This window comes from Leptospira adleri, from assembly GCF_002811985.1.
GTDB classification, from domain to species: domain Bacteria; phylum Spirochaetota; class Leptospiria; order Leptospirales; family Leptospiraceae; genus Leptospira; species Leptospira adleri.
In genome coordinates, this window is the sequence record NZ_NPDU01000001.1 from 1 (window position 1) to 22160 (window position 22160).

The 22160-nt window shown below is 44.0% G+C and carries 21 protein-coding genes; 6 read left to right on the forward strand and 15 right to left on the reverse strand.

Annotated features, from left to right (window positions below; translation table 11 throughout):
* Positions 1–245 precede the first annotated feature (245 nt).
* Entirely contained in the window at positions 246–875 is a 630-nt protein-coding gene (locus CH376_RS00005; RefSeq protein WP_100785814.1) for a YceI family protein, read from the reverse strand.
* A 41-nt stretch (positions 876–916) separates the two neighbouring features.
* On the opposite strand from CH376_RS00005, the gene CH376_RS00010 reads away from it, so the two are divergent.
* Entirely contained in the window at positions 917–1840 is a 924-nt protein-coding gene (locus CH376_RS00010) for a thiamine-phosphate kinase (protein WP_165781758.1), read from the forward strand.
* Positions 1841–2494: 654 nt separating this feature from the next.
* On the opposite strand, the gene CH376_RS00015 is transcribed toward CH376_RS00010, so the two are convergent.
* A complete protein-coding gene (locus CH376_RS00015) occupies positions 2495–5446 on the reverse strand; it encodes a hypothetical protein (RefSeq protein WP_100785813.1) in 2952 nt (983 codons plus the stop codon).
* A gap of 221 nt (positions 5447–5667) precedes the next feature.
* Between CH376_RS00015 and CH376_RS00020 the strand changes: the two genes are divergently transcribed.
* Positions 5668–6483: an OmpA family protein gene (locus tag CH376_RS00020; protein ID WP_100785812.1), complete on the forward strand. Its 816-nt coding sequence runs from the start codon at positions 5668–5670 to the stop codon at positions 6481–6483.
* A gap of 38 nt (positions 6484–6521) precedes the next feature.
* Positions 6522–7694 (forward strand): hypothetical protein, encoded by a 1173-nt coding sequence (locus tag CH376_RS00025; protein WP_100785811.1) that lies wholly within the window; start codon positions 6522–6524, stop codon positions 7692–7694.
* Positions 7695–8101: 407 nt separating this feature from the next.
* On the opposite strand, the gene CH376_RS00030 is transcribed toward CH376_RS00025, so the two are convergent.
* From CH376_RS00030 to CH376_RS24120, 4 genes are all read right to left on the reverse strand, one after another.
* Positions 8102–8662 (reverse strand): hypothetical protein, encoded by a 561-nt coding sequence (locus CH376_RS00030; RefSeq protein WP_100785810.1) that lies wholly within the window; start codon positions 8660–8662, stop codon positions 8102–8104.
* Between the two features lie 339 nt (positions 8663–9001).
* Positions 9002–9406, reverse strand: a complete 405-nt coding sequence (locus tag CH376_RS00035) for a hypothetical protein (protein ID WP_100785809.1) — start codon at positions 9404–9406, stop codon at positions 9002–9004.
* Positions 9407–10326: 920 nt separating this feature from the next.
* Positions 10327–10794 (reverse strand): hypothetical protein, encoded by a 468-nt coding sequence (locus tag CH376_RS00040; RefSeq protein WP_125231940.1) that lies wholly within the window; start codon positions 10792–10794, stop codon positions 10327–10329.
* Between the two features lie 279 nt (positions 10795–11073).
* Positions 11074–11232, reverse strand: a complete 159-nt coding sequence (locus CH376_RS24120; protein WP_165781757.1) for a hypothetical protein — start codon at positions 11230–11232, stop codon at positions 11074–11076.
* Between the two features lie 97 nt (positions 11233–11329).
* Between CH376_RS24120 and CH376_RS00050 the strand changes: the two genes are divergently transcribed.
* Positions 11330–12322 (forward strand): alpha/beta hydrolase, encoded by a 993-nt coding sequence (locus tag CH376_RS00050; RefSeq protein ID WP_100785807.1) that lies wholly within the window; start codon positions 11330–11332, stop codon positions 12320–12322.
* Positions 12323–12412: 90 nt separating this feature from the next.
* Here CH376_RS00050 and CH376_RS24125 read toward each other — a convergent pair whose 3' ends face one another.
* The 5 genes from CH376_RS24125 to CH376_RS00080 form a co-directional block, all read right to left on the reverse strand.
* Positions 12413–12946 (reverse strand): DUF773 domain-containing protein, encoded by a 534-nt coding sequence (locus CH376_RS24125; protein WP_165781756.1) that lies wholly within the window; start codon positions 12944–12946, stop codon positions 12413–12415.
* Positions 12947–12997: 51 nt separating this feature from the next.
* On the reverse strand, positions 12998–14134 hold the full coding sequence (locus CH376_RS00060) for a nitrilase-related carbon-nitrogen hydrolase (RefSeq protein WP_100785805.1): 1137 nt from the start codon (positions 14132–14134) through the stop codon (positions 12998–13000).
* A 399-nt stretch (positions 14135–14533) separates the two neighbouring features.
* Entirely contained in the window at positions 14534–15256 is a 723-nt protein-coding gene (srp, locus tag CH376_RS00070; protein WP_100785804.1) for a sigma factor SigX-regulated lipoprotein, read from the reverse strand.
* Between the two features lie 332 nt (positions 15257–15588).
* Positions 15589–16314, reverse strand: a complete 726-nt coding sequence (gene srp, locus CH376_RS00075) for a sigma factor SigX-regulated lipoprotein (RefSeq protein WP_100785803.1) — start codon at positions 16312–16314, stop codon at positions 15589–15591.
* Positions 16315–16378: 64 nt separating this feature from the next.
* On the reverse strand, positions 16379–17206 hold the full coding sequence (locus CH376_RS00080) for an LA_0442/LA_0875 N-terminal domain-containing protein (protein WP_125231939.1): 828 nt from the start codon (positions 17204–17206) through the stop codon (positions 16379–16381).
* A 34-nt stretch (positions 17207–17240) separates the two neighbouring features.
* Between CH376_RS00080 and CH376_RS00085 the strand changes: the two genes are divergently transcribed.
* Positions 17241–17780: an RNA polymerase sigma factor gene (locus tag CH376_RS00085; RefSeq protein WP_100785801.1), complete on the forward strand. Its 540-nt coding sequence runs from the start codon at positions 17241–17243 to the stop codon at positions 17778–17780.
* 10 nt (positions 17781–17790) lie between these two features.
* A complete protein-coding gene (gene rsx / locus CH376_RS00090) occupies positions 17791–18861 on the forward strand; it encodes an LIMLP_03685 family anti-sigma factor (RefSeq protein ID WP_100785800.1) in 1071 nt (356 codons plus the stop codon).
* Between the two features lie 83 nt (positions 18862–18944).
* Here rsx and CH376_RS00095 read toward each other — a convergent pair whose 3' ends face one another.
* The 4 genes from CH376_RS00095 to CH376_RS00110 form a co-directional block, all read right to left on the reverse strand.
* Positions 18945–19340: a TIGR04452 family lipoprotein gene (locus CH376_RS00095; RefSeq protein WP_100785799.1), complete on the reverse strand. Its 396-nt coding sequence runs from the start codon at positions 19338–19340 to the stop codon at positions 18945–18947.
* 106 nt (positions 19341–19446) lie between these two features.
* Entirely contained in the window at positions 19447–19920 is a 474-nt protein-coding gene (locus CH376_RS00100; RefSeq protein ID WP_100785845.1) for a hypothetical protein, read from the reverse strand.
* 277 nt (positions 19921–20197) lie between these two features.
* Positions 20198–21118, reverse strand: coding sequence for a hypothetical protein (locus CH376_RS00105; protein ID WP_100785798.1), 921 nt, complete (start codon positions 21116–21118; stop codon positions 20198–20200).
* 139 nt (positions 21119–21257) lie between these two features.
* Entirely contained in the window at positions 21258–22142 is an 885-nt protein-coding gene (locus CH376_RS00110) for a hypothetical protein (protein ID WP_100785797.1), read from the reverse strand.
* Positions 22143–22160: the final 18 nt, after the last annotated feature.

Below are 22160 nucleotides of genomic sequence, written 5' to 3' on the forward strand. Positions count from 1 at the left end.
TTCCTATGGGGCGCAGCGGCCTCTCACTTCCGTTCGTTGAACTCAGTGCCTCTGCTTCCTATGGGGCGCAGCGGCCTCTCACTTCCGTTCGTTGAACTCAGTGCCTCTGCTTCCTATGGGGCGCAGCGGCAGGGATCGAGCGGGGTCCGGAGGACCGGAGCGGAGAGCCCCCGGTCCCGCGGGTTCATTCAAAAAATCTAATTTCTTCCGGAGACGAAGCGGGAGCCGCCCAAAATTTCTTTTTTCTATTTACATTCGCTCTTCAGTTTTGTTGAAATCGTCAGGTCCACGTCGGGCCAGAGTTTCGATACTCCGTCCTTTCCTTTGTGAAGATCGCTACAGACCTTGTTTAAAGCCTCTACCGAAGAAAGAGCTTTGAAATCTCCGAGTTCGATCTTGGTCGTCGCTTCTATCTGCCATTCTTCCGAAACGGAAAAGTTTACGTCGATTTTTTTTGTCACCCCGTTGAACCGAAGTTGGATCGCTCCCTTCCCCGTTTTTTTGTCGGAATTCAACTCCGCACTCAGAACCTTCCCTTCGATCTTTCCATTCTTCTTGAGAGGATAAAAGAATGCGGACTTGATCTTTGCGTCCCTTTCGTTATTCGAAGAATTGATCGTGTTCGGATCGATCGTAAAACTCAATCCCTTCAACGCTTTTTCGGGAGACTTTCCGGTCGAAGTTCCGTCCACTTCGATCTTATCGAAAGAACCTCCGACTCCGCTCTTCTCCGTAAACTTAAACGCCTTCCATCCGAACTTCGTAGAGGAATGATCATAAGTGTAAGAACAGTTTTGGTTTTTGGCCGATTCTTCCGAAAATCCGGCGACAAACGGAAGGAGGATCAAAGAATAGAATAGAATGATTCGTTTCATAGTCTCTCAGACTGATCCGAAATCAGAGAAAGTCAAGGTTTTTGAAGGAAAATTCAAATTTGAAAGAATCGGAAATCATCCGCGCCCTCTATCCTCCCGGCTTGGCACAGACTGACGACTGTTATCTGGACGAAGAAGGTCGGATCTACACGACGGACACGATCTGCGAAGGAACTCATTTTCGCACCGAATGGAGCGGCCCTAAAGAAATCGCGATCAAACTCGTGGAAGTCAACGTCTCCGACATCGCCGCCGGCGGTGGAGTTCCGACAAAAGCGTTTTTAAACCTCGGGCTCAGCCCCGAATTCTCAAAGGAAGAATGGATGATTCCCTTCTCTCAAACTCTCGGAGAAACTCTTTCCTCCTACGGAATTTCTCTCTGCGGGGGAGACACATATCGCTCGCCTTCCCTCAATTTGACTCTTACACTCGTCGGGACTTCCACTCTTCCCTGGAAACGTTCCGGCGGAAAAGAGGGGGACTTTCTCTATCTCACCGGATCGGTCGGTCTTTCTCTGCTCGGTTATAAGATTCTTACGAAACAAGTCGAGGTTCCCGATCCGCTCCGAAGTTTCGCATTGAAAAAACATCTCACCCCGAAATCGAGATTGGAAGTCGCGGGAGCGCTTTCGAAACAATTTTCGATTTCTTCTTGTATGGATCTCACCGACGGGCTTCTCCAGGATCTCTCCAAACTTTCCGCCTCTTCTTCTCTAGGTCTTGCGATTTTTCTCGAGAAAATTCCGCTCCCCGAAGGAACTTCTTCTTTTTTGAATTTGGAGGAAGCCCTGGGTTCGGGAGAAGAATTGGAACTTCTATTCTTAAGCCCTCAGGAACTCCCGAACACGTTATGCGGGATTCCGATCGTAAAGATAGGAACGACCAACCCAAACTGGAAAGGAGTCCGTTATTTTACCAACGGTTCCGAAATAAAATTCGAACGTTCCGGTTTCGAACATTTTTAGGAACGATTGATCGTTGCGAATTCAAGATGCCGACTTTTTACCCTTTTATTTTTTCAAAATTTCACTCGGATTAAAATCCCATTGGAACGCAAGCATCGAAAAAAGTTCTTTCTTTCTATTTTTTAAGAATTTCTTCCAGATTCCTCTCCTAAATCTCTAGGAACACCCGACTTTCTTTTTTAGAAGGGCTTCCGTCCTTTTAAAAGATTCCGATCTTAAAAAATATGCGAAAATATTAAAATTTTAGAATATTCTTATCTGTTTATTTTTTCGAGAACGAATCCGCATTCTCAATCTTCCTAAAAGCCGACTTGTTTGAAATCTAGACTTTCCTTCCAAAAAACAAAGGCCCTCTCTTCCGAAACTCCACGAAGGACGGAAAGGATTCCATTTTATAAAATTTGAATTTTTTGTGTGAGTTCCTACAGATTACAACCTTTCCTTTTTTTGGTGATTTTGAATCGGCTTTGGATCATTCCAAGAAGTATGAGTTCCTACATTTTTAGGTTTTGAACAGATGCTCGACTTCCAATCTCAGAATTTTTTCCACAAAAAGTCCCCGTTCCTATTGCTCCACAGGGACTTTAAGTCCGATTTCAATTTTTTTTGTTTGGACTTTCTTTGTCGTTCCAATGAAGCCGGATTCTTCTTGGATCATTGCTCGACGCAGTAAATCTTCTTTGCGTTGTTACAGTTGTCTCCCGTGTTATCGTCAAATCCGGAAACCGTGCTTGCGTTCGCGGTTCCGGTCGAACCCGTTCCCGCCGTGCTCGTAAAACCGTTACAAGTATTCGTGTCTTCCGACCAGGTCCAAGGCCCGGTCCCTGCGATGTCGATTCCGGTCCAAACTCCGTCGGCGGCGTTCCCGTTGCCGGAAACGAGAGGGAACGGAAACTTTTTATTTACGTCCGTAGTTCCGACCCAGGTTCGATTGTCGCCTGACTGAAAATAGGCGACCTTCGATTTCAAAGGCCAATCCGTCGTCGCCGGATTTCGGACCGTTCCCACCCACAACAAAGCCTTGTAAGTTCCCGTGGAAGGTTTGTTTCCGTCCGCGTTGCAGAAGGCATCGGCGGCGGTAACCGCCGCATTCGCGTCCGCGCCGAAATTGCCGTTATGCGTGCTTGCTGAAACGAAGATTCTCCGACTAATGGGCGTTAATGGACTCGCCGTGTCCGAGGAAGCGATCGGATACGCCGGACAATTCGCCGCGTTTCCGACCGTTGTGTTTGTGTTTCCCGCGGCGGTCGTGTCCTTCCAAGTATATTTATATTCTAAACCCAGGATTCGGTTTACGCTCGCGCCGGCCGGAAGATTCGTAAATCCCGAATATTTCGTAAAGACAAGATTCCCGTTGATCATCGTGTAACTAAATCCGGTTGCGTTAGTCGCCGTTTGAGTTCCCGTCGGAACCAAATTCGCGGTTATAAAATCGGTTCCGTCGATATTTCTAGTATCGGAAATGGCATACAACTTCACGCTTCCAGGACTTATGTTTCCGGTGGTCGGAGCGGTTCCAGTAGGAAATAACGCTGTGTTCGGATTTCCTGAAGTTACGGTTCGATTCCAAACGGCGTCGTATTTTCCCACAGGATATCCGCCTTGGAGCGCGACCATACTGTCCACGATGGAATTTAAGTAATTGCTAATACTGTTCGAAGTTCCGCACAAGGATGTGACCCCTCCTCCACTCGTAGTCGCGATATCTTTTAAAGAATAAACCATGTCGTCTCGACCCAAATTGTTCGGAGTATTCAAAAGTTGATTTGTGAGAGACGTATTTCCGATGTTGGCGAGTGTTCTATAGTGCGCCACCTGTCCGCTCGTCGCCCATTGTGTGGAACTCGTGATCTCCCCTTTGCAAAAAACTTCGGTCTTTGTGTGAAAATTCGTCAGAGTCGAACTCGAGTAAGCGGAAGGATCGATACTCTTTGCCGTATCGATCGTCGTATAATCGTTATTTTGCGAATTGAGAGCAATAATCCCGTAGACTTTCGTATTCGCGCGGTCCGCAAAAAGATTCAAGATCGCGTTGATCGAAGGAGTTCCCGTTACGCCCGTAGAAGTATTTCTCAAAGAATCCAAAAAGTCAGTATAAGTTCTCCCGCTCCCCAGAACCGGAGTTCCCGCGCTTCCGGCGTTGTAATACAATGGACTCGTAGGGAACGTTACCGATCTCTGGGTGGGGAAAACATCCGGAGGAGAATCCAAAGGCCCCCAGGGAGTCATCTTTGCACCGAATGTCGCATTAAAACTATCCCAGTGATTGTACATGTCCCCTTCGTCGGTGATGATGATGACCGCGGTCGGAACGGAACTCCTGCCCAAACCTACTTTTTTACTCCAGGCGTTCTGGTTCGTCGCGTTGCAGGGATCTTCCGAAGCGACGGAAGTGATCGAACATTTGTCGCCGTTCGTAGTTCTTCCGCTCGAAGAACAATAAGGTTGTACGCCCGTACAGCTCGTGCCGCCTGAGGAACTGTTCATCAAAGCTCTCGTAGCCATAAAAATTCCTGACTCGAACTGGCCTCCGTTGTTACCAATGGCGTTTAACGTGTCCGTGAAAGTCGTGCGATCCGTCGAAGAACTCACGTCCAACCAGTTACCATTGTCTCCGCTCGGAGACTGAAGTTTCCAACTGTCCGTCGTGATCACCGCAATCCTTGCGTTGAGACCGACCGTGGAAACCCGATCGAAAAATGCGACCATCTTACTTTTGATCGCGGTCTGGATCGGAGTCATCGTATCCGAGTTATCGATCACAAATAAAAAGTCAGCCTTAGGAGGAGCCTTTGTGGGAAGTGTTTCCCTCCAAGTGCAGGAAACGTTTCTCAGATCCGGAGGAGAGGAACCGCCTCCTCCCAAATTTCCATCCACGAGAGAAGAATAAAGATCCCAAGCCCCCGCTCTCACGACCGTAACTTCGTATTTCGTATCCACAGTTGCGGTACAACTGTTTCCGGTCGCAGTCGCGCGAATCGTAACGATAAAGGAAGTGTCCGTCGAAGCCCCGCTCGTAGTACCGATGTTTTGCGAACCATCGTTAAAAATTTTCTTCTGAATTTCGTTGCGGACCCACTCCGTCGTTCTTTGTTGATCGGTCTGAAGGATAAACCTCGCGGACTGAGCGCCGGAAGAAACGGACCCGAGATTGATCAAACTGTAGGACGCAAAAGAAGGAGAGGGAGGAGGAGATTCCGCCGAAGTGGAATCGTTTGCCAAAGACGAAAGTAAAGAATTGAGGGCGATCGTCGGGCTATAAATCTCCGGAGCGGAACACGAAGAACCTCCCGATTTTGTGACTATAAAACCCGAAATCGACTTATCCTTACCGTCGTCGAAACAATTCCCGATCGTAAGAATCGAAGTGGAAGTGCCGGAAGGACAACCGGCGACAAGCCCCGCGGGAAGCGAAATAGGAAGTCCCGTGGGCGTATTCAGGAGATTGATCAGTTGTTCGCTGATTCCAAAGAGCGCATAACTCGCTGCGTCACTCACCTTTTTACAAGAAATCATGGGCGAAAAAAGAAGTAAGGAGCTAAGATTCAGAAGAAGAACTTTGGAAAGAACGGAAGAAGTGAAAGAAATGCGAATCTTTTTGATCATGAAACTTATAAATCCGGAAATAAAATAGATGGATTCTTGAGACGAAATAAGCGGAAAGAATCAACCGTTTTATCTATTTTTTTCAGCTCAAAACGTTAGTTTCATTCAAATAATACGTCGAAAAGTCTAAATAAATTGGAATCAATTCCGTAGAAAAGGCAATCCCAACCCTTATTCGGGATCTACATTCAATAATTTGAATCTATTTATTCGGAATCAGAATGAAACAAAATCGTAATCTTCCGAGCCGCGCTCGCACGACCCAAGACCGCATAAAACGCAAGACCGGATTCTTATGGAAAAATTCCTACAAAAAAGGAAAGAGAACTTTTGGAACGTTATGCGCTTCGCTCTTGATTCTTCTTTTTGCCGTTTCTTGCTCCGGACTTTCGAGCAGCGTAAAAGATTTCACTAACTCCTCGGCCTTTCGAAAATTCTGCGGCTGCCCCCCGACCAGTCCGGAACCCATAGAAAGCGGCTCTAGAGAAGAGGCGTTGGGAAGATTACCCGAAGGCGCGCTCGAAGATTTAGGAACTCCTAATTATTTGGAAAAGGTTTATACCGGAATCAAAGCCGACTTCGAATATAGCGGAACCAAATTTGATACGGTCGCCGACGGCTTGGAAACGAAAGGAATCGCATTAAAAAGAGTGACGGATGAGAATAAAAAATTAAGGGAAATACTTTTGATGATCGACGGAGACGTTTCCTTTCCGACCGGAAAAGCGACTCTTACCCCGGCCGCAAAACTTCTGATCGAAAAAATCGCGGACGCGATGAACGCGTATCCCGAGACAAAAGTCAGAGTCGGAGGACATACGGACAGTGTGGGATATTTTTACGCAAACCTAACTCTGAGTAAAGCGAGAGCCAATTCGGTTAAATCTGAATTATCCAAAAAACACAATCTCCCTGAAAATAGATTCGGAGAAGTCGACGGTTACGCGGACAAATTCAAGATCGTCGACACGATGCTCGCAGAACCTAGAAACAGAAGAACCGAAATCTACGTAGGAACGGTCCGTTTAGTCTTATAAACGCGTGACGATCGATTTAAGCCCTAAGGAATGATTCATTGAAAACGACTCAAAGAAGATTTTTAATTATTATAATATTCTTATTTTTTAATTCTCTCATAAACGCACAAAACGAAACAAGACCGAACGCGGACGGAAGCGGAAACCCCGACTCGAATCGGCAGGCGTCCGCGGTTCCGGGAAAATCGATGCAGCGTTACCTGGAGTCTTTCGATCACAGACTTCGTTTTAGAATTGGCGCCGGAATGGGAGATCTTAGTCCCGCGATTCTGGACGAGACCGGACCTTCGTGGTTAAAAAATTCTCTGTTCAGACAGATCGGCGACCCGGGGGCGCCTCTTGCGATCCCTTTTACGGAAGCGAAGAATTTGGATATATTCTCGCAACATACGGATATCTCTTACGGATGGAAAAATAAAATCGATCTTATACTGAGCCAGGACGGGATTTCCGGGAAATACGGCAGAGAAAATCCGGCCTCCGTAAATTTTCTATCTCCGCGATCCGATCGTTACTACGCGTCGGCTTTCGAGGGAAAACGATTGATCAACTTCCGAGGAATCTCTAAAACATTAAGAATTTCTTATACACATCCGGTCTTGAGCTGGTTCATGATCGGCCCTTCGATCGGAATCCATCGTTATTCCGAAAGGGACGAAATCAGCTTCGGCTCTTATTCCACAACCAGAGAAACGGAACCGAATCCGAATCAGATCACTTGGAGCATAGGAGGAAGCGTTAACGCGGAATATACGATGTCAGGAATTCTTCCGGGAATCTTTATGAAGGCCAAAGTGCTTCCCTGGTTGGAAATCCGTTCCCGATTCGAGCTTCTCAACAGAAAGGGCAATTTTTCACTCTTCGGTTCTCAGATCTTAGAACAACAAAATGCGAACGGACAAGGAACTTATTTAGGTGCGATTCCAATCTATGCGGGAAACGCAAAGGATACTGGGACGATTTTCATGTTAGAAGCGTCGTTAAGATATTGCAGATTTTCTTTAGACATCGGCATCGTTAGACAAGATATCAAAAGAAAATACAATTCTTACTTCGGAGACACGGTCGGTTCGATTGCAAGAGCGGATTATACGGCGGGAAGCCAGGGAATCGGATTTGCCGAACTTTCCTCAAGTTATAAACAGACCGTGAACGAAATCTATGTGATGCCTGGCGTTTCCTTTCATATTGAAGACGGACATATCTATTAAAAAAACATTTTATAAAAACGTTATACTTCCCTCAAGGCTGCCTTGTGCAAAAAGAGATTGATTTCGAGTTCCCAATCTCAACTGATACTCAAAAACAGAATTACATGGACGGATTCCGATCTCATCGTTTTCATTCGGCCGGGATTTTCAGGTCCGCATGACGCTCTTTCCAAGTGATCGTTCGGCGAATCTCGGTAAAATATTTTTAAGTTTTATCCTATTTCATCTTCTCCGTGAGCGATAAAAGAAGAAGCATAATGTATTTATTATATTCTACTTGTTTGCAATCTTTCGGGATCTCGAATTTTAAAAAAAGCATTCGATGCAAAATCTAAATCATATCCTATTCTTAGAACGCATTTGAATTCGCGGGCAAGAGCTAAAAACCCTTGTCGTTCAAGCGGATTTCATTTACGAATCCAGGAAGCGAGATTCCAAATCAGAGGGGCTCCGTGAAGATACAAACCCGGAAGCCAGATGGGAACCAAAAGAAAATCAGGCTGCATGTAGATGAAAAGTCCGGCTCTGGAAATCAATCCTTCCGCGAGAGTGCCGGAGATTGCAAGAAGCACGGAAAATAAAACAAACCTTTCTCTTTCTTTCTCGAAAAAAATCCTGAAAATCCAAAAAAGGAGATATGCCGCCGCGAGCGTGTAAGGACGAGTTGCAAATAGTCCGCTCGCGTAATAGGCGACCGCAAACAAAAGTACGGAAAGCACAAATTTTTTCCCGTCAAATTCACCAGTCTCTTTTCGAATCAAAAAAACTCCGAGATACATAAGAAAAGTTGCAAGAAAGAATTGAGGTGCAACCCACCAGGCTTGTCCCCAAAGTCCGTTATGGAAGTATTTCAACACTTCGTATTGCACATGGATTTGATCGCAGGCAGCGAGTCCGATGCCGCCTAACATTAAAACTACGAATAATTTCCCTGAATTTTCAAAAATTCTTAGATTCAAAAACGGCATCGATTCTTCCTTTATTCTTTTTGTTTAAAGCGACGTTTTCTTTTTCGCGACCGATCCTAAATCAATCCCCGGCCAGCGCAATCCATTCCTGAAAATCGAAACTGACGGCCGAAACCGCCTCTTTTTTGATCAGAGACAAATGGAAGAATTTTAAGTTTCGACGAATCTCAAGTTCGAACTCATCGTCATAATTCCTTCCGATGAATCCTAACGAATTCTTTAGGACTGCGCGATTGAGATGGATTCGATTTTTGATCGACCTCGAAGCGGTTCGGAGAAATCAATTTTCCACTCCGTTACGCATTCTCAATACGTAACGAAGGAGATCGATCATCCGGGCTATTGATTACAACCGGAGGGAAGAGGATATTGAGGATTCTGCGTATAACATGTCGGATTCGGCTGGGATTCCAAAGAAAGCAATCTCAATACTCCGACCGGATATTGAGCGTTTTGATGATACGAGTTTTCCCAATCGATCCTATAATTTCCTTCGATCGAACCTTTCACAAGAATCCCTTTGAGCGTTTTGTATGCGCCAGAGCTTTGCTGACAAGAACGCACGTTGTTTCCCGAAATTTCCAACCAAGCGCTTGGCGTAGGCCCCCCTTCTATGCAGCTACCTACCATAACCCAGGTTCCATCCAACTGTCTTCTCGTATCCTTTAAGTCGTTGTTTGACTCTTTACATTGAATAATGAGGATTGCAAGCGCAACCGACACCAATAAAGTGATTTTTTTCATATTTTACTCCTATTTTTTGTTTCTCTTGATTCAAAATCGCGCATATTTCACGAGTATATTCTTTTTATGTCAATTAAATATTCAAAATATTCTAATTCACTAAAATGTCTTATTTATAAATTTTGAAGAACTAAACCGCGCAGGAAGGCATTTTCCGTTAGAAATCGGAAAAATGCTCCCTTATCAACTCTTGGATGGGACTCAAGATCCGATCTCTCTCCTCAAGACTACGACCGTAAATACGAGAGGAACCCCCATGATTGATATGAAAACGATTCGATGATCGCCGATCCACTGAAACAGAGGTATCGCAAATGCAAATGGAATGATCTAAACGAGAATGCCGTAGATCAACCCCTGAAGATTGATAAAAGATTGATTCGTAATTTTGAAAAATTCCAGAGAAGCAAAAGAAAATTTTAATAATTTATTTCATATCGCTAAATGGATTTTTTTTGCGCGTTTATGCGAACTTCGTATAATTTCCGAATAAACTGGATTCTGCGGAAGTGAACGCGTTTATACGAAGTGCGTATAAACCACAAAGAATTCTCTCAATTGTTCCCACGGAAGATCGCGGCGTTTATGCGAAGTGCGTATAATTTCCGAGAAAACTGGATTCTGCGCACCTGAACGCGTTTACACGAAGTTCGTATAAACCACAAAAAATTCTATCAATCGTTCCACACTGAGATCGCGGCGTTTAGGCGAACTTCGTATAATTCCCGAAAAAACTGGATTCTGCGGAACCTGACCGTGTTTAGACGAAGTGCGTATAAACCACAAAAAATTCTATCAAACCTCATAACTGCAATTCACTGCGAGGCGTTCGAAAATTATCGAAGTCGGAAAAAAAGAAATTCGCGTTCCCGGTAGTATGCAATTTTTTGAGAAAATTCCTTTCATCAGGATATGAGGATTCAAATCGGTCCGTCGATTCGTTTAGAGGGGATGAGGCGACCGGTTCTCAGTTCCGAAAGTAAATCGAGAAGGATCAAGCGGATGGCTTGGGAATATTTTACTTGTTTCAAGTCGACCGGATGATCTACAAAATCGAGTAAGTCAAGGCAGAGTCCGTGAAACGGAAAAATTCTTTCGTTATCGATTTTGATAAAATTCTCAACGCCGTCCCTGAATGCGAGTAAGAGAACTTCTGCTATGTCCTTCGACTGGTCTTTGCTTGTGCAGTCTGCGATGCGAATCTGTTTTTCTTTCGAGAGTGTGGAAATACGAACGGAGAATATTGTAACATGGGAACCGCCGGAAGACATCTGTTTTATCCAGTGAAAGTTTCTGACGATCGGTTCCCGAAGAATGAACAGATCTTTGGTATTCTCAAGAGGATCGAGATCGAAACAAATCTGAACTCGCCTATAGAACGGACTCATCTCTTGAAAATCCATAGAAGTTTTGAATCGTCACAACTGAAACGTTTCATAAGCAACGAATTGATTCTCTTACCTTTACCGTTAACTTTAGACGTCATCGTCAAACGTCCACTCATTTCGTTCGTTTGAAAAATCGCGCGGGTCCGGCCGGATGGGCTTGGACAAAACGTTCGATTCATTCTGAAACGGATTTCGCCTTACAAAAATTCTTGTAACCTTCGTATCCAACGAAGAGCGCTCTTTTTTTTCGATTTTTGCGAGCATCCCAAAGTAATTCCTTCATTCTAAGAAGAATCTTTGATACAGGATGTCCCCGGTGAAACCCCTTCCGTCGAGAAAGACTAACGCGACGGACGGATCGCCGGATTCTTCTCCCTGATTCTCTTTACAGGGCGTCCCAAAACCGTATTTTATTTTTTCGGAAAGATCAAGCTGCAAGAACCTGTCCCAGCTTTGGGACAGGTTCTTATATTTTTATTGCGCGGAAGAATCCCATCGGTTCAATTGTTCCATTCGAAGAGAGAGGGAAATAGAGATGAAGACACTTAAGTGGATATTAGGAATATCGGGAGCGTTTGCCCTTTTCCTTGTGATAACATTTTATTCCGAAGTTCCGAAATACGAATACCAACCCGCACAACTGCATTCCGACTTCGACACTTACTATAAGGAAAAACTTCAGATCAGCCTTTCCAAAAAAGCAAGGCCGGGAAACGAGGAGAAGTTGGTGCGTTATTCTCCCGGAAAAACGGAGGCTGCGATTCTTTACATTCACGGCTTTGGGGCCTCCCGCGCGGAAGGCGAAGAAGTAACGGATAAGCTCGCGAAAGATCTGAAAACAAATCTCTACTACCTCCGTCTTCCCGGACACGGAACCAACTTGGAAGATCATCGTGATACGCGCTTTGATCAAATTCTCCAGGACGCCGAAACCTCTTTTTTAGAAACCGAAAAACTCGGGAAAAAAACGATTCTCATCGGCACCAGTATGGGAGGATTGATCGCAACGTATCTCGCGGCGAAGTATCCCGAAAAAGTGCAGGTCTTAATTTTAGCGTCTCCCTTCTATGATTTTACAAACCCATTCGGAGGATTGTATCAATTCTCTTGGGGAAAAGAATTCGCGCATCTGCTTCTCGGAAAAATCCGTAAGTCGACCGAGGAGCAAAGAAAGGATCCTTCGAGCGCGTTTTGGTATCGAGACCAATATCTCGCCGCAGTTCAAAACGTTTCCGATATGAGAGAATTCGTTTTAAACTCGGATCCTTTTTCGCAGATCACGTCGCCGGTTCTCATGTTTTATTATTATAAGAACGATCAGGAACAGGACAAATCCGCCTCCGTAAAATCGATGTTAAACGCTTTTGATAAAATTCAGAAGAATGGGAAAGCGAATCCTTTGAACAAGGCAGTTCGTTTGGAGATAGGAGATCACGTTCTTTTTTCAAAATATATGGTTAGCGACAAGGAAAGAATCCTCAAAGAATCGGAGGATTTTATCAGAAAGGTTTTACCGGAAATAAAATGACGGGCGGTTAAAGGTAAGATTTAAAAAAGAAGATCCGTTTGTAAACCTCCGGGATTCCATTCGAGGTTTACAAACATTCGGAAATAAATCCTATTTCTTACGCTTTTTCGCCGTTGCTTTTTTCTTAGGCGCTTTTTTCTTCACGGCCTTTTTCTTGGTCTTCGGTTTCACCTTCGTTTTAGGTTTCGCTTTTTTAACCGCGGCCTTTTTAGCTTTAGCGGCCTTCTTCTTCGGAGCGCTCTTTTTCTTAGCAGGAGCTTTCTTTTTCGCGGCCTTTTTTACCGCCGCTTTTTTAGGAGCCGGACCAAGATTGGAAAGCGCGAAAAGAATAGCGGTCTCCGAAAGGGAATCCCAATCTTCCTGAAATTCGTTCGGAATCTGAAGCCAATCTTTCATGGCCCTTCCTTTTCCGGAAGGATCGAAAAGTTTAGCGCCGGGATAACGCCCGATGATCTCGGAGATTTTCTCCGCGCCGAGTTTTAAAACGAGCTCCCCTTGAAAGAAAGCTCCGAAGGGCTTTCCGTCCAAGTTCAGGGATTCGAGACCGAACCACTTTCCTAAGGAAGCTTGTTTGTGTTTGTTGATAAAGTTTTCTGAAAAGACTTCAAAGTTAGAATGAGACATGCGACTAAGAGAATTCTTTCCAAAGAGTTTTCAAGAAATAAATTTTTCTGATCAATGCAGCCAGAGATTTACGATGCTCGCGCCGTAAATTCGAGGATGAGTTTTCGAAGTCGAACCACTTACAAAGATGGTTTCTCCGTCCGAACCCAAGTCCCAGAGATCACCCCTTAGGAACACGTTCATGCCGAACGAAGCCCCCGACTTCGAAATCCTGCCGGCAAGGGCGTATTTCAACCAAGCCTGCCCTTCCCGGATCTTTCCGATATCTTCCTTCTGAATATCGGACGGGTTTTCGGAGCCGTTGTACCCCTTCCAGATCTCGTCCATCGCCTTATCGGGAGCCACAAAGGAAGGAACGAGAACCATAGTCACATTCTCTTTTCTGAATGTTTCGTAAACCTCCGGATACCAGGAATCCGCGCAAACCAGTATTCCAATCTTCCCCGCGGGAGTGGAGACGGTCTTGAGATCTTTCAAAGAAGAAGCTCGAACGAAGGGTTTCTCGTCGTCGACCGGGAAAATTTTTAACGAAGAATTCTCCGCTACGCTCCCGTCGGGAAGAAAAACGAAGGATCCGTTTTGCAAAGAACCTTCCCCGATTCTTATGATACCGCCTTCGACGGACGGCTCCGGAAGAAGAATGGAACCGGCCACGATCGTAATCGAATATTTTTTGGAAAGAGCGGAAAACGTATTTTGATAAGCGAAGAGCATCTCCTTCGATTTCATCCGAAAGACCGCGTCGGAAACGCCGTCCTCACCTTTGGAGCGAAACCAATTCCGGACGAAAGAAAAAACATTGCTTAAGACCAGATTCTCCATTGCTTCTTTCATCCGATCCGCACCGTAGACGGATTCTTTTTCGCCGGATACCACGAGCCAAGTCCCCAAATATTCGGGAAAAACTACGATCGTCTTCGGATTGAGAAAGCCTCTTTCCTTCGCGACGAGGAGATACGATTCTATTTTCTCTCGAAATCGATCCGCGCTCGCGTAGTCTTCGGATAACATCCAGGGTTGAATTCCCAAAAGATTTCCCTTCCCCGAATCGACACCGTCGACTAACGTTCTTTCCAAACGTGTCTGAACCGAAGGCAAAGAAGGGGTTCGTCCGCCATTGGACCAAATCGTATAAAGACCGAGTACAAAAACCAAAGAACCGAGAAGTAAACGTTTTATAAAAATCATCGCAGGACTACTTGTTTCCCTTTTCGATTTCGCTCAACTCTATTTTTTTAAGGGTTCGATTCTAATCCATGCTAAAGGCAAATTTAATACGAAGAAACCTGGCGGAGAATTGATTCCTCTTTTTGGTTTCCGTCATTGCATTGTAAGGCGGGTATTCCATTTCAGAGGCGGTAACAACCGATCCGCTCCTGCGGAATAAAATAAATATACGAAAGCGAAGCGCTATCTTTGAGAAGCAAAGAATGAAAACCGGTTTTTCTTTTTCGTTGATACAAAATACGAAATCGACATTCGGTCGAAGTCGATAAAGCCCGCACGAAAATGGAGAATGCGGATTTAGAGGAAGACTGAATAAGAAAATAATTTCACCGAGGGCGAGGGCCCTCGATGAAATTGAGATCATTTTAACTTAAATTGAGACTTGAAGGTAAAAGAAGTATCGATCTTTTCATCACCCATCGATCCGGTAACACGAACCGTTTCTTCTCTGGTCATGACGGCTTTATCCATGTCACTGGCATTCTCGATGGTCGTCTTCGATCCGTTCGAAGTGAAGGTAATTGCAAATTTTGGATAGAGAGATCCGTTTACCTTATAAGAATCGGAACTCATCGTTACCACGCTGTCTTCGCTGTACTTTACCAAATCCTGGTTGGAGCTAGGATCGAGCGTGATCGTCATAGTTCCATTTTGCTTAATTTCGCCGTCGATGAGCATCTCGGAAGAGGCACCGTTCGAGGAATCGATCTGTGGAGCTGTCAAGGCACAGGATAGATAAGTGAATTTTACATCGTTGAATTGCACGGAAAATTGATTTCCATTGTTGGTCGTGTTTACGTTACCGGATAACTTGATACTTCCGCTCTTCGGACAAGGTTGTGACTCATCTACGACCGCGAAGGGGGAAACACTTCCGTTGGAATAATTTCCGGGAGCGCCACCGTTGTTTCCATTACGCGACGCCATCAAAGAAGCGTAGAGACCGGAGATGCCGGGTTTTTTTTGATTTTCCAAAGCCAACAAAAGAAGTGCGTTGTTTTTGGAATCATCGTCATTCTTACCTCCGCAATTGGATAACAGTAAAAGTAATACCAACGATAGGATTATTTTCTTTCGATTCATACTTAAGATCCTCCTTAAGGATGAATAAATATAGAACCAGGGTTTTTATTCTGAGACAAAGATCGAAAAAAAAATCGGGAGTTTTCTTCTTTCTTTTAAATTAATTATAAAATGAATTCGATGATTTCTATTTGTAACATCGTCAAACTCATGAATCGATCGGGATTTTCGATTCTTGAAAATTGTTAAACGAAGTGAAGAATGTATCAAAAAATGGAAGAGAAACCGACGAAAGAGCGCATCGCGTCGGCGATGAACGATTCAACGGAACGATTGATATGGGTTTAGAAATTCACCGAGGCCAGATTGCCTCGGTGAAAGAAAATGAGGAATTATTTGAATCTATACTTCGCCTTGTAACTGAAATCCTGATTTACGGTTTCCGTTCCGATGGTTCCGCTCATGTGCACGGTTTCTTCCACTTGGATGTAGGCGTTATCGATATCCGTCATATTCTCAAAAGAATATTTGGAATTTGTGTTCGTAAAAGTAACGTCGAACGTTGGAAAAGTGAATCCGTTCACCTTGTAATTGCTGGAACGCATTCTTGTGGTTCCGCTCATTCTAATAGCGTAGTTCGTGCTTGTGTTCGAAGGATCGAGACTTTGAGTTTGATTTACGTCTTCGGTAATATCTCCGTCGATCGTAAGCGCGGAAGCGGTTTGATTGGAATTGTCGATTTGCGGAACTAGCAAAGCACATCCTACGTAACTCACCTTTACTCCGTTGTATTGATACGTATACTCCGATCCGTTCATCTGACCCGAGACGTCTCCGTTTAACGTTAAAGTTCCTCCCCTAGGACAAGGAAGCGTTCCGCTAAGCTGCGCGAAGGGAGAGGCGTTACCGTTCGAATAATTACCCGCTCCGCCTCCGCCTCCAGCGGTTCTCAAAGCGTTGATGGAAGCGTACAAACCGGAAGCTCCTGGATTTTTCGGCGCGACCGCAGCGGCGAGAAGAAGCAGGTTTTGATCATTTGAAGAATGATCGCCCTTTCCATTGCATTGAGCGAAAAAGAGCGCAAGAGCGAGCACTACGGAAATTTTTTTTATAAGCATAATCGAATCCTCCTAATGGACTGACCAGCTTACGCCAAGAAGAACTAACTTGTGCCAGGAAAAATTAAAATCGAATCGTAACTCCCGCGGAAATTTCCCGGCTCTGAACGGAAACGTTAACTTTCGGAACCACCGTCCAATCTTCAAATCGATAACCGAGAAACGCGTCCATCAGCAAGACAAAAAGAAACGCGGAAATATAGGCTTCTCTTTCTTGCTCATAACGTCCCTTCTGAATAACACGTCCGTCCGAAAGTCTTACTTGATTTTGCTCGGAGATGATGCTGTTCGCATAAGCGACAAAGAGCAAGTTGTTATCCCGCAAAGCGAACGCCGCGAGCACATAAGGCGAGATAAGAGGATGAGAAGAATCCGAAGCCGGACCGGGCGGTCGCGTGATCTGATACGTTTTATGAGCGAGATATAGTTCCGTGAAAATAAAAAGAAATCCCAAACCTTTCACCGCATAAGAATCGGAACGCGCCATGCGAGACCAACCCGGTATCAAACCTTCGGCAAAGACGGCAACGCCCGATTTTTTTTTCGGAGGATCTTCGGATGAGATCGTTTCTTTCGGCTCCGAGGGAGCGGCTTCCTCTTTTTTTGTTAGAATCGGTTTTGTTTGAATTGTGTCTTTTTTAGGAACTCGATCGGAAATAAAAATTTTCAAAACTTCGGAAAGGGATATTTTTTCAATCCTCCCATCCGGATGAGAAACCTCAAACCCGTTTGAAACGGGTTTTACGCCGACGTTCTCCAGCTTCTTTCCATTCTTAAGAAGAACCGACTTCGCATTGAGTTCGAAGCAAAGACCGAAAAATAAGATCAGGATCGTAAATCCAGGTTTATAAAAATTCGGAAACATTTCAGATTTTACAGATAAAGGTGGCACATTTTGAGAAGTCAATCCGTTATTAATTATTAGAATGAACGACATTTCCAAAGGTCGAGTTTTCGACTTTGACGGTTTGTATTCGAGAAATTACGAGAAGATCTTTCGATTCCTCAGAGGCAAGGGCGCTTCCGAGGAAGAAGCCGAGGAGGTCTGCCAGGAAACGTTTATCAAAGTGCTCCATCATTGGGAGAACTTTGATTCTTCCAAAGGAAGCGAGAGTTCTTGGATGATAACGATCGCAAAAAATCAATTCTATGATTTGATGCGAAAGAAGAATTCGGCGCAAAAGAGAGAAATCGAAAATTCTCAAAACATCATAGAGTCGATCGTTCAGGATGATAAAGAAGACGAAGACGAGAAGTTTCGTCTTGATCTATTGAAAGAAAGCGTGGAAAGTCTTCCCTCGTTGGAAAAAAATATTATCCAGCTTCGTTATATTAAAAAACATACTATCAAAGAAACGGCGGAGTTGTTGGGAATTTCGGTTCGTACGGTAAACAGGAAAACATACGCGTCTTTGACCGTCCTGCGTATGAGGTTGCAAAAGTCGGATTTCGGTTTTGGAATTTAGGAGGTAAAACATGGCGCAAGAAAATGATTCGAACCGAAGAACGCGTATGCAGAAAGCGCTTTCCAACGAAATGACAAGATCCGAACTTTCAGAATTCTTAGAGGATGAAAGATCCAAAAAAGAATTTTTCGCTCTCATGAAACTCAAACACAAAATCGGTTCGATCGAAGAAAACTCCTCGAACGAACGGAACGACGTCGAACATCCCTCCTCAAAAAGAGGATTCGATTTTAGAATCGGTCTCGCAGCGGCGGCTTCCTTCTTTTTGATATCCGCGTTCGCCTTTTACTTCCGGTTTTTTAACGAGACCAAAAACGAATTTGAAATCGTCAGATCGGTGATTACCGGAACTTGCGAGGTTCAAAATGCGAAGGAGAATTTTCAAATTCGTTCCAAGGCGGATTCCTTTTGCGATTATAAAATCGAAGGAGAATTGGGTCTAATCCTAAGAGTTCTTCCAAATTCGGAATTTCACGTTTTCAAAAAAGAGGACGCTTTTTTTCTGAAACTCAATTCAGGAATCGTAATATTTACCACTCAGAAAAAGAACCCGTCCACGAAAATCCACGCCGAGGTTCACAAAATCCGTTCCGAACTTTTAGGAACTACCCTGGCTCTTTTTTCGGAGGAAAATTCCGAAAATTATAAAATTCTGATATTAGAAGGCGGCATTCGGGTAAAAACATCCTCGTCCGGACAAAGAAAAAACCAAGACGTATTCAGCGGCTATTCGGTCTTCGAGAGCGAAAATTCCGCGGATCCTAAAAACGAATCCGAATTGAAGTTCGAAAAAACGGAAACAAAAGAGCGTACGAGATACTTTAATCTTTCCGAAAATTCCAAACGTTTGTTAAACGACAAAGATTCAAAACACGATTCGGAAACAATCGAATACATTAAAAAGGAAATCCAGGTTGATTCCGGTTTTATCAATCCGACATATAAGATTACTCTGAAAAACAGAAAATCTTACATAGGGACGGTGGAAGAAAAGGAGAATTCTTACATTCTCACGGATGAGAAAGGCGACCGGATCGATATAGATAAAAAGGAAATCATCGAACTGGAATTGATTCCTTAAGAGTCGGGATTCGATCGAAGTTTTCCCTTTCTTCTAAACCGGCTTCAAAACCGGAAAATATTAGAATATTAATAAATTCTAATTTATAATTTTTTGCTGATTACGGGAATGCTGATCGGAGGGTTGGTCGCATTGCACACAAAAGTGGAAAGCGCAGTCGAAACGATGGAAGTCAGAAATATCCGATCCGCACATTCGTCCACCGCGTCCTTCTGATACATTTTTTTTTCGTCGATCCCCATTGAATCGGGAATGACGATCGTAAAGGTCAGGCCGGCCAAGGAAGCGGATCGAACCGGTTCGCTTTCGGAAAGACCCATGATATAAACCAGTTGGCTGACAAGAAGACGATCGGAAATGATATCCTTCGCTTCCTTTCCCGTCACGAGACTCGGGTTTATATTCAAATAAGCGCACTCATTGTAACAAAAGATCGAAAGAAGAAGAAAAAAAGAACCGGCTTTTGTCTTTCCAAACATGATCAACTTATAAGACGATTCTTATCTTTGTTTTTTCCGAATTCTTCGAAAAATGAGAAAAAAAGAATATGAATCGTCCGAATCTAAGCAGTTCGGATTATTATTTTTAGTATTTCGGCCAGACGATCGCGTCGTCCTTGAAGAGAGGACTGAAACCGAAAAAGATCAATTCGTTTTCTTCGAATTGAAAGATCGCATTCAACTTATCCGAAAACGCGGTTACACCTTCTTCTTCGTCTTCATCATCCTCTTCGTGATCGTGTTCTTCGTCGTCTTCTTCCAGATCGTCGATTCCGTTTTTTTCGAGAAGGGCTCGGATTGTTTCGATGGATTCACCGATGATCGGTTGTCCGAAAAGAAGAATCGACGGATTGGAAATCGTGATCGAATAGAGTTTGTTATCTTCGTCGGCGTCGAATTCATATTCCGCTTCCTGAGAGAAATATTCGAATCCGGTAGACTCCGAACCTTCATAGTCGTAGTTGTAAACCTCGTCCGGTTCTCCCAACTTCGCCTTTAGCTCGTCCATTGACATTCCGAAATAAAGTCCGTTTAGCCCTTTTCCGATTTCGATATTCACATTTCCTCCCGCGGCTTCCAAAGGTTTTGTTCAAACTTTCAGACCGACTAAATCACAGACTCCCGGGAACTCCCAAGACTGACAACCTCTTAAAATCCGTTTAGAATCGATTCGTATAAAAAATGCCGTATGGAACGTTTCGTTTCTACAAAAGCAGTTGAAAGGAATTCCATAACTTAAGAAATCGATCGTCCCGATAAAAAAAGTATTTCATATTTTTAGAATATAGTCGGCTTGGTTTCATTCTTCGTTTATCTAAACGAGGCGGAACATCGGCCTAAAAAGAAAAGTTTTCCGGAAGTTCGAGTTCTTTTCGTAATTTTCTAAATTCGTTTCCGTTTTGATTCCAATAGTCGCCGAGAACGGTCGATTGCAGAGTTGCGGACGTAGTCATAAGATGTCCGTTAAAGTCTCGAAACGTCTCTTCCCAAGCAAGAATTTTACGTGGAAAATCGGATTGGATCCTAACCTTCAAAGTCCTTTCCTCATTAAGATATTGAATCGTAAACACCGTGGAGTCGTCCTGTTTTTGTTTCGATATCCTCGCACTCTGAGGTTTTAATTCTTTGTGATTGAGCCTAACGTGAAAAAGGCCGGGAATCAAAATCAATTCTCCGAGAGGAATTTGATCCGGGTCCAATCGAAACCGAGTCCAGAGCTCGTCCTCGAGCCATTCTTTTTTTAGGAAGAATTTACGATCCCCTTCCTGTTCGAAGTAAGAATAAGATTCCACCCGAAATCGATCCCGATCCAGATTGATTTGCGTGAATACGTTTCCGCACCATTCTTGAGAAGACATGGATTCTTTAAAACTTCGAGGATAGATTTGCGTATCGATCGGCGTAAAAACGGAAAGGGTCATGGAATACGCGTAGATTCCGGTCACAAAGTTCTTAACAAAATTGAGTTTTAAAATCTTGGCTCGGTCTTTTTCGTTTTCTTCCGGTCGATCCAACTTTACCTGCTTAGTCTTGGAAAAATCTTCCGTGACAAAGATAAGTATCGCCTTTCCAACGTGATTTTCGCCGTAACGAACCTGACTGAGTTCGTAACTGTCGATCTCGGCTTTACCTGACTCCCAATAATTGCGAAATGTTTCCTTTGGATCCGAGTCGGAGAACTTGTTCGGAGAAGAGCTCGGTCTGCAAAAAAAGGAGAAGCCAAGAAGAATCAGCAAAAACAATCGTCCGACTTTCATGTTCTGATCTTACTATAAACAAAATCCGCTTCAAGAACTTTCGAAGGATCAAATTTTAAATTACGATTCTTTCCGACCTTCTTGAAATCTTGGTCGAACGGAGCCGTATGGCCGATTCTTTTTAGATTTCTAAAAACGGTCAGCGGGAATCTTCTTCCTCGTAGTAACCGTATTTTTCCCGAAACGCTCGGATGTCCTCCAATTGATAACGATGACTTCGATAACTTTCGGAAACGTCCAAAGCGTCAGCGTTTCGAAAACATTCTTCCGCTTTTTTAAAATCGCCTATTGAAATATAATAATATGCTAAATTGTTTTGGATGGATTCACGGTCGTAGTCGTTGGCGGAGATTTGTTCCGCCTTCTCCCAATATTCCGCGGCAAAGTCCGGATCTTGTTCCTTCTGAGTCAAATTTCCGCAGCCGATTTCCAGAAATCGGGTCATCTTCGGGTAGTAGGAAACACAACGGACATCGGCGATAAAAAAAACGTCCAATTTCGGAAGAATTTTAGATTTCCAAATATATAACATTTTTTGAATATCTTTCGCGCTCCCATTCTCGAACAAAAAATCGGTTTGAAAATAAATCCGCTCCTTTGTCTTTCGATTCAACCACTCCATCCGGATCGCCTTCATCGTCAGTCCATTCTCCGGCCGGGATTTATCCAAGGACAACGTCATCAGAAGATTCTCTTGCAAAGACTGATTAGAGCCGAGCCGATGTCCTCCGTCCCGGTTTCGTCTTTTCTTTCGTTCTGAAAGGTCGTTCAGGATAAAATAGGAATTCTCGCGAAACGTCTCCAGAATTGCGTTCTTTTGGGACGATTCCTCGGATTTCGCGTAACCCTTGAGAACGATACGAACTCCCACCCTTCTGGAATTTTTCGCAAACTTTCTCAACCTCATCGCGTCCTGATTGTTCTCGTAACCCGCGACCGGAATAAAATCGCTATCCGGGGTCGCGTAAAGATTCCTTTCCGCATTCGAAAAAAACATCATCACGAATACGATCAGAAAGTTCATTTGATTTCGGTTCAAAAA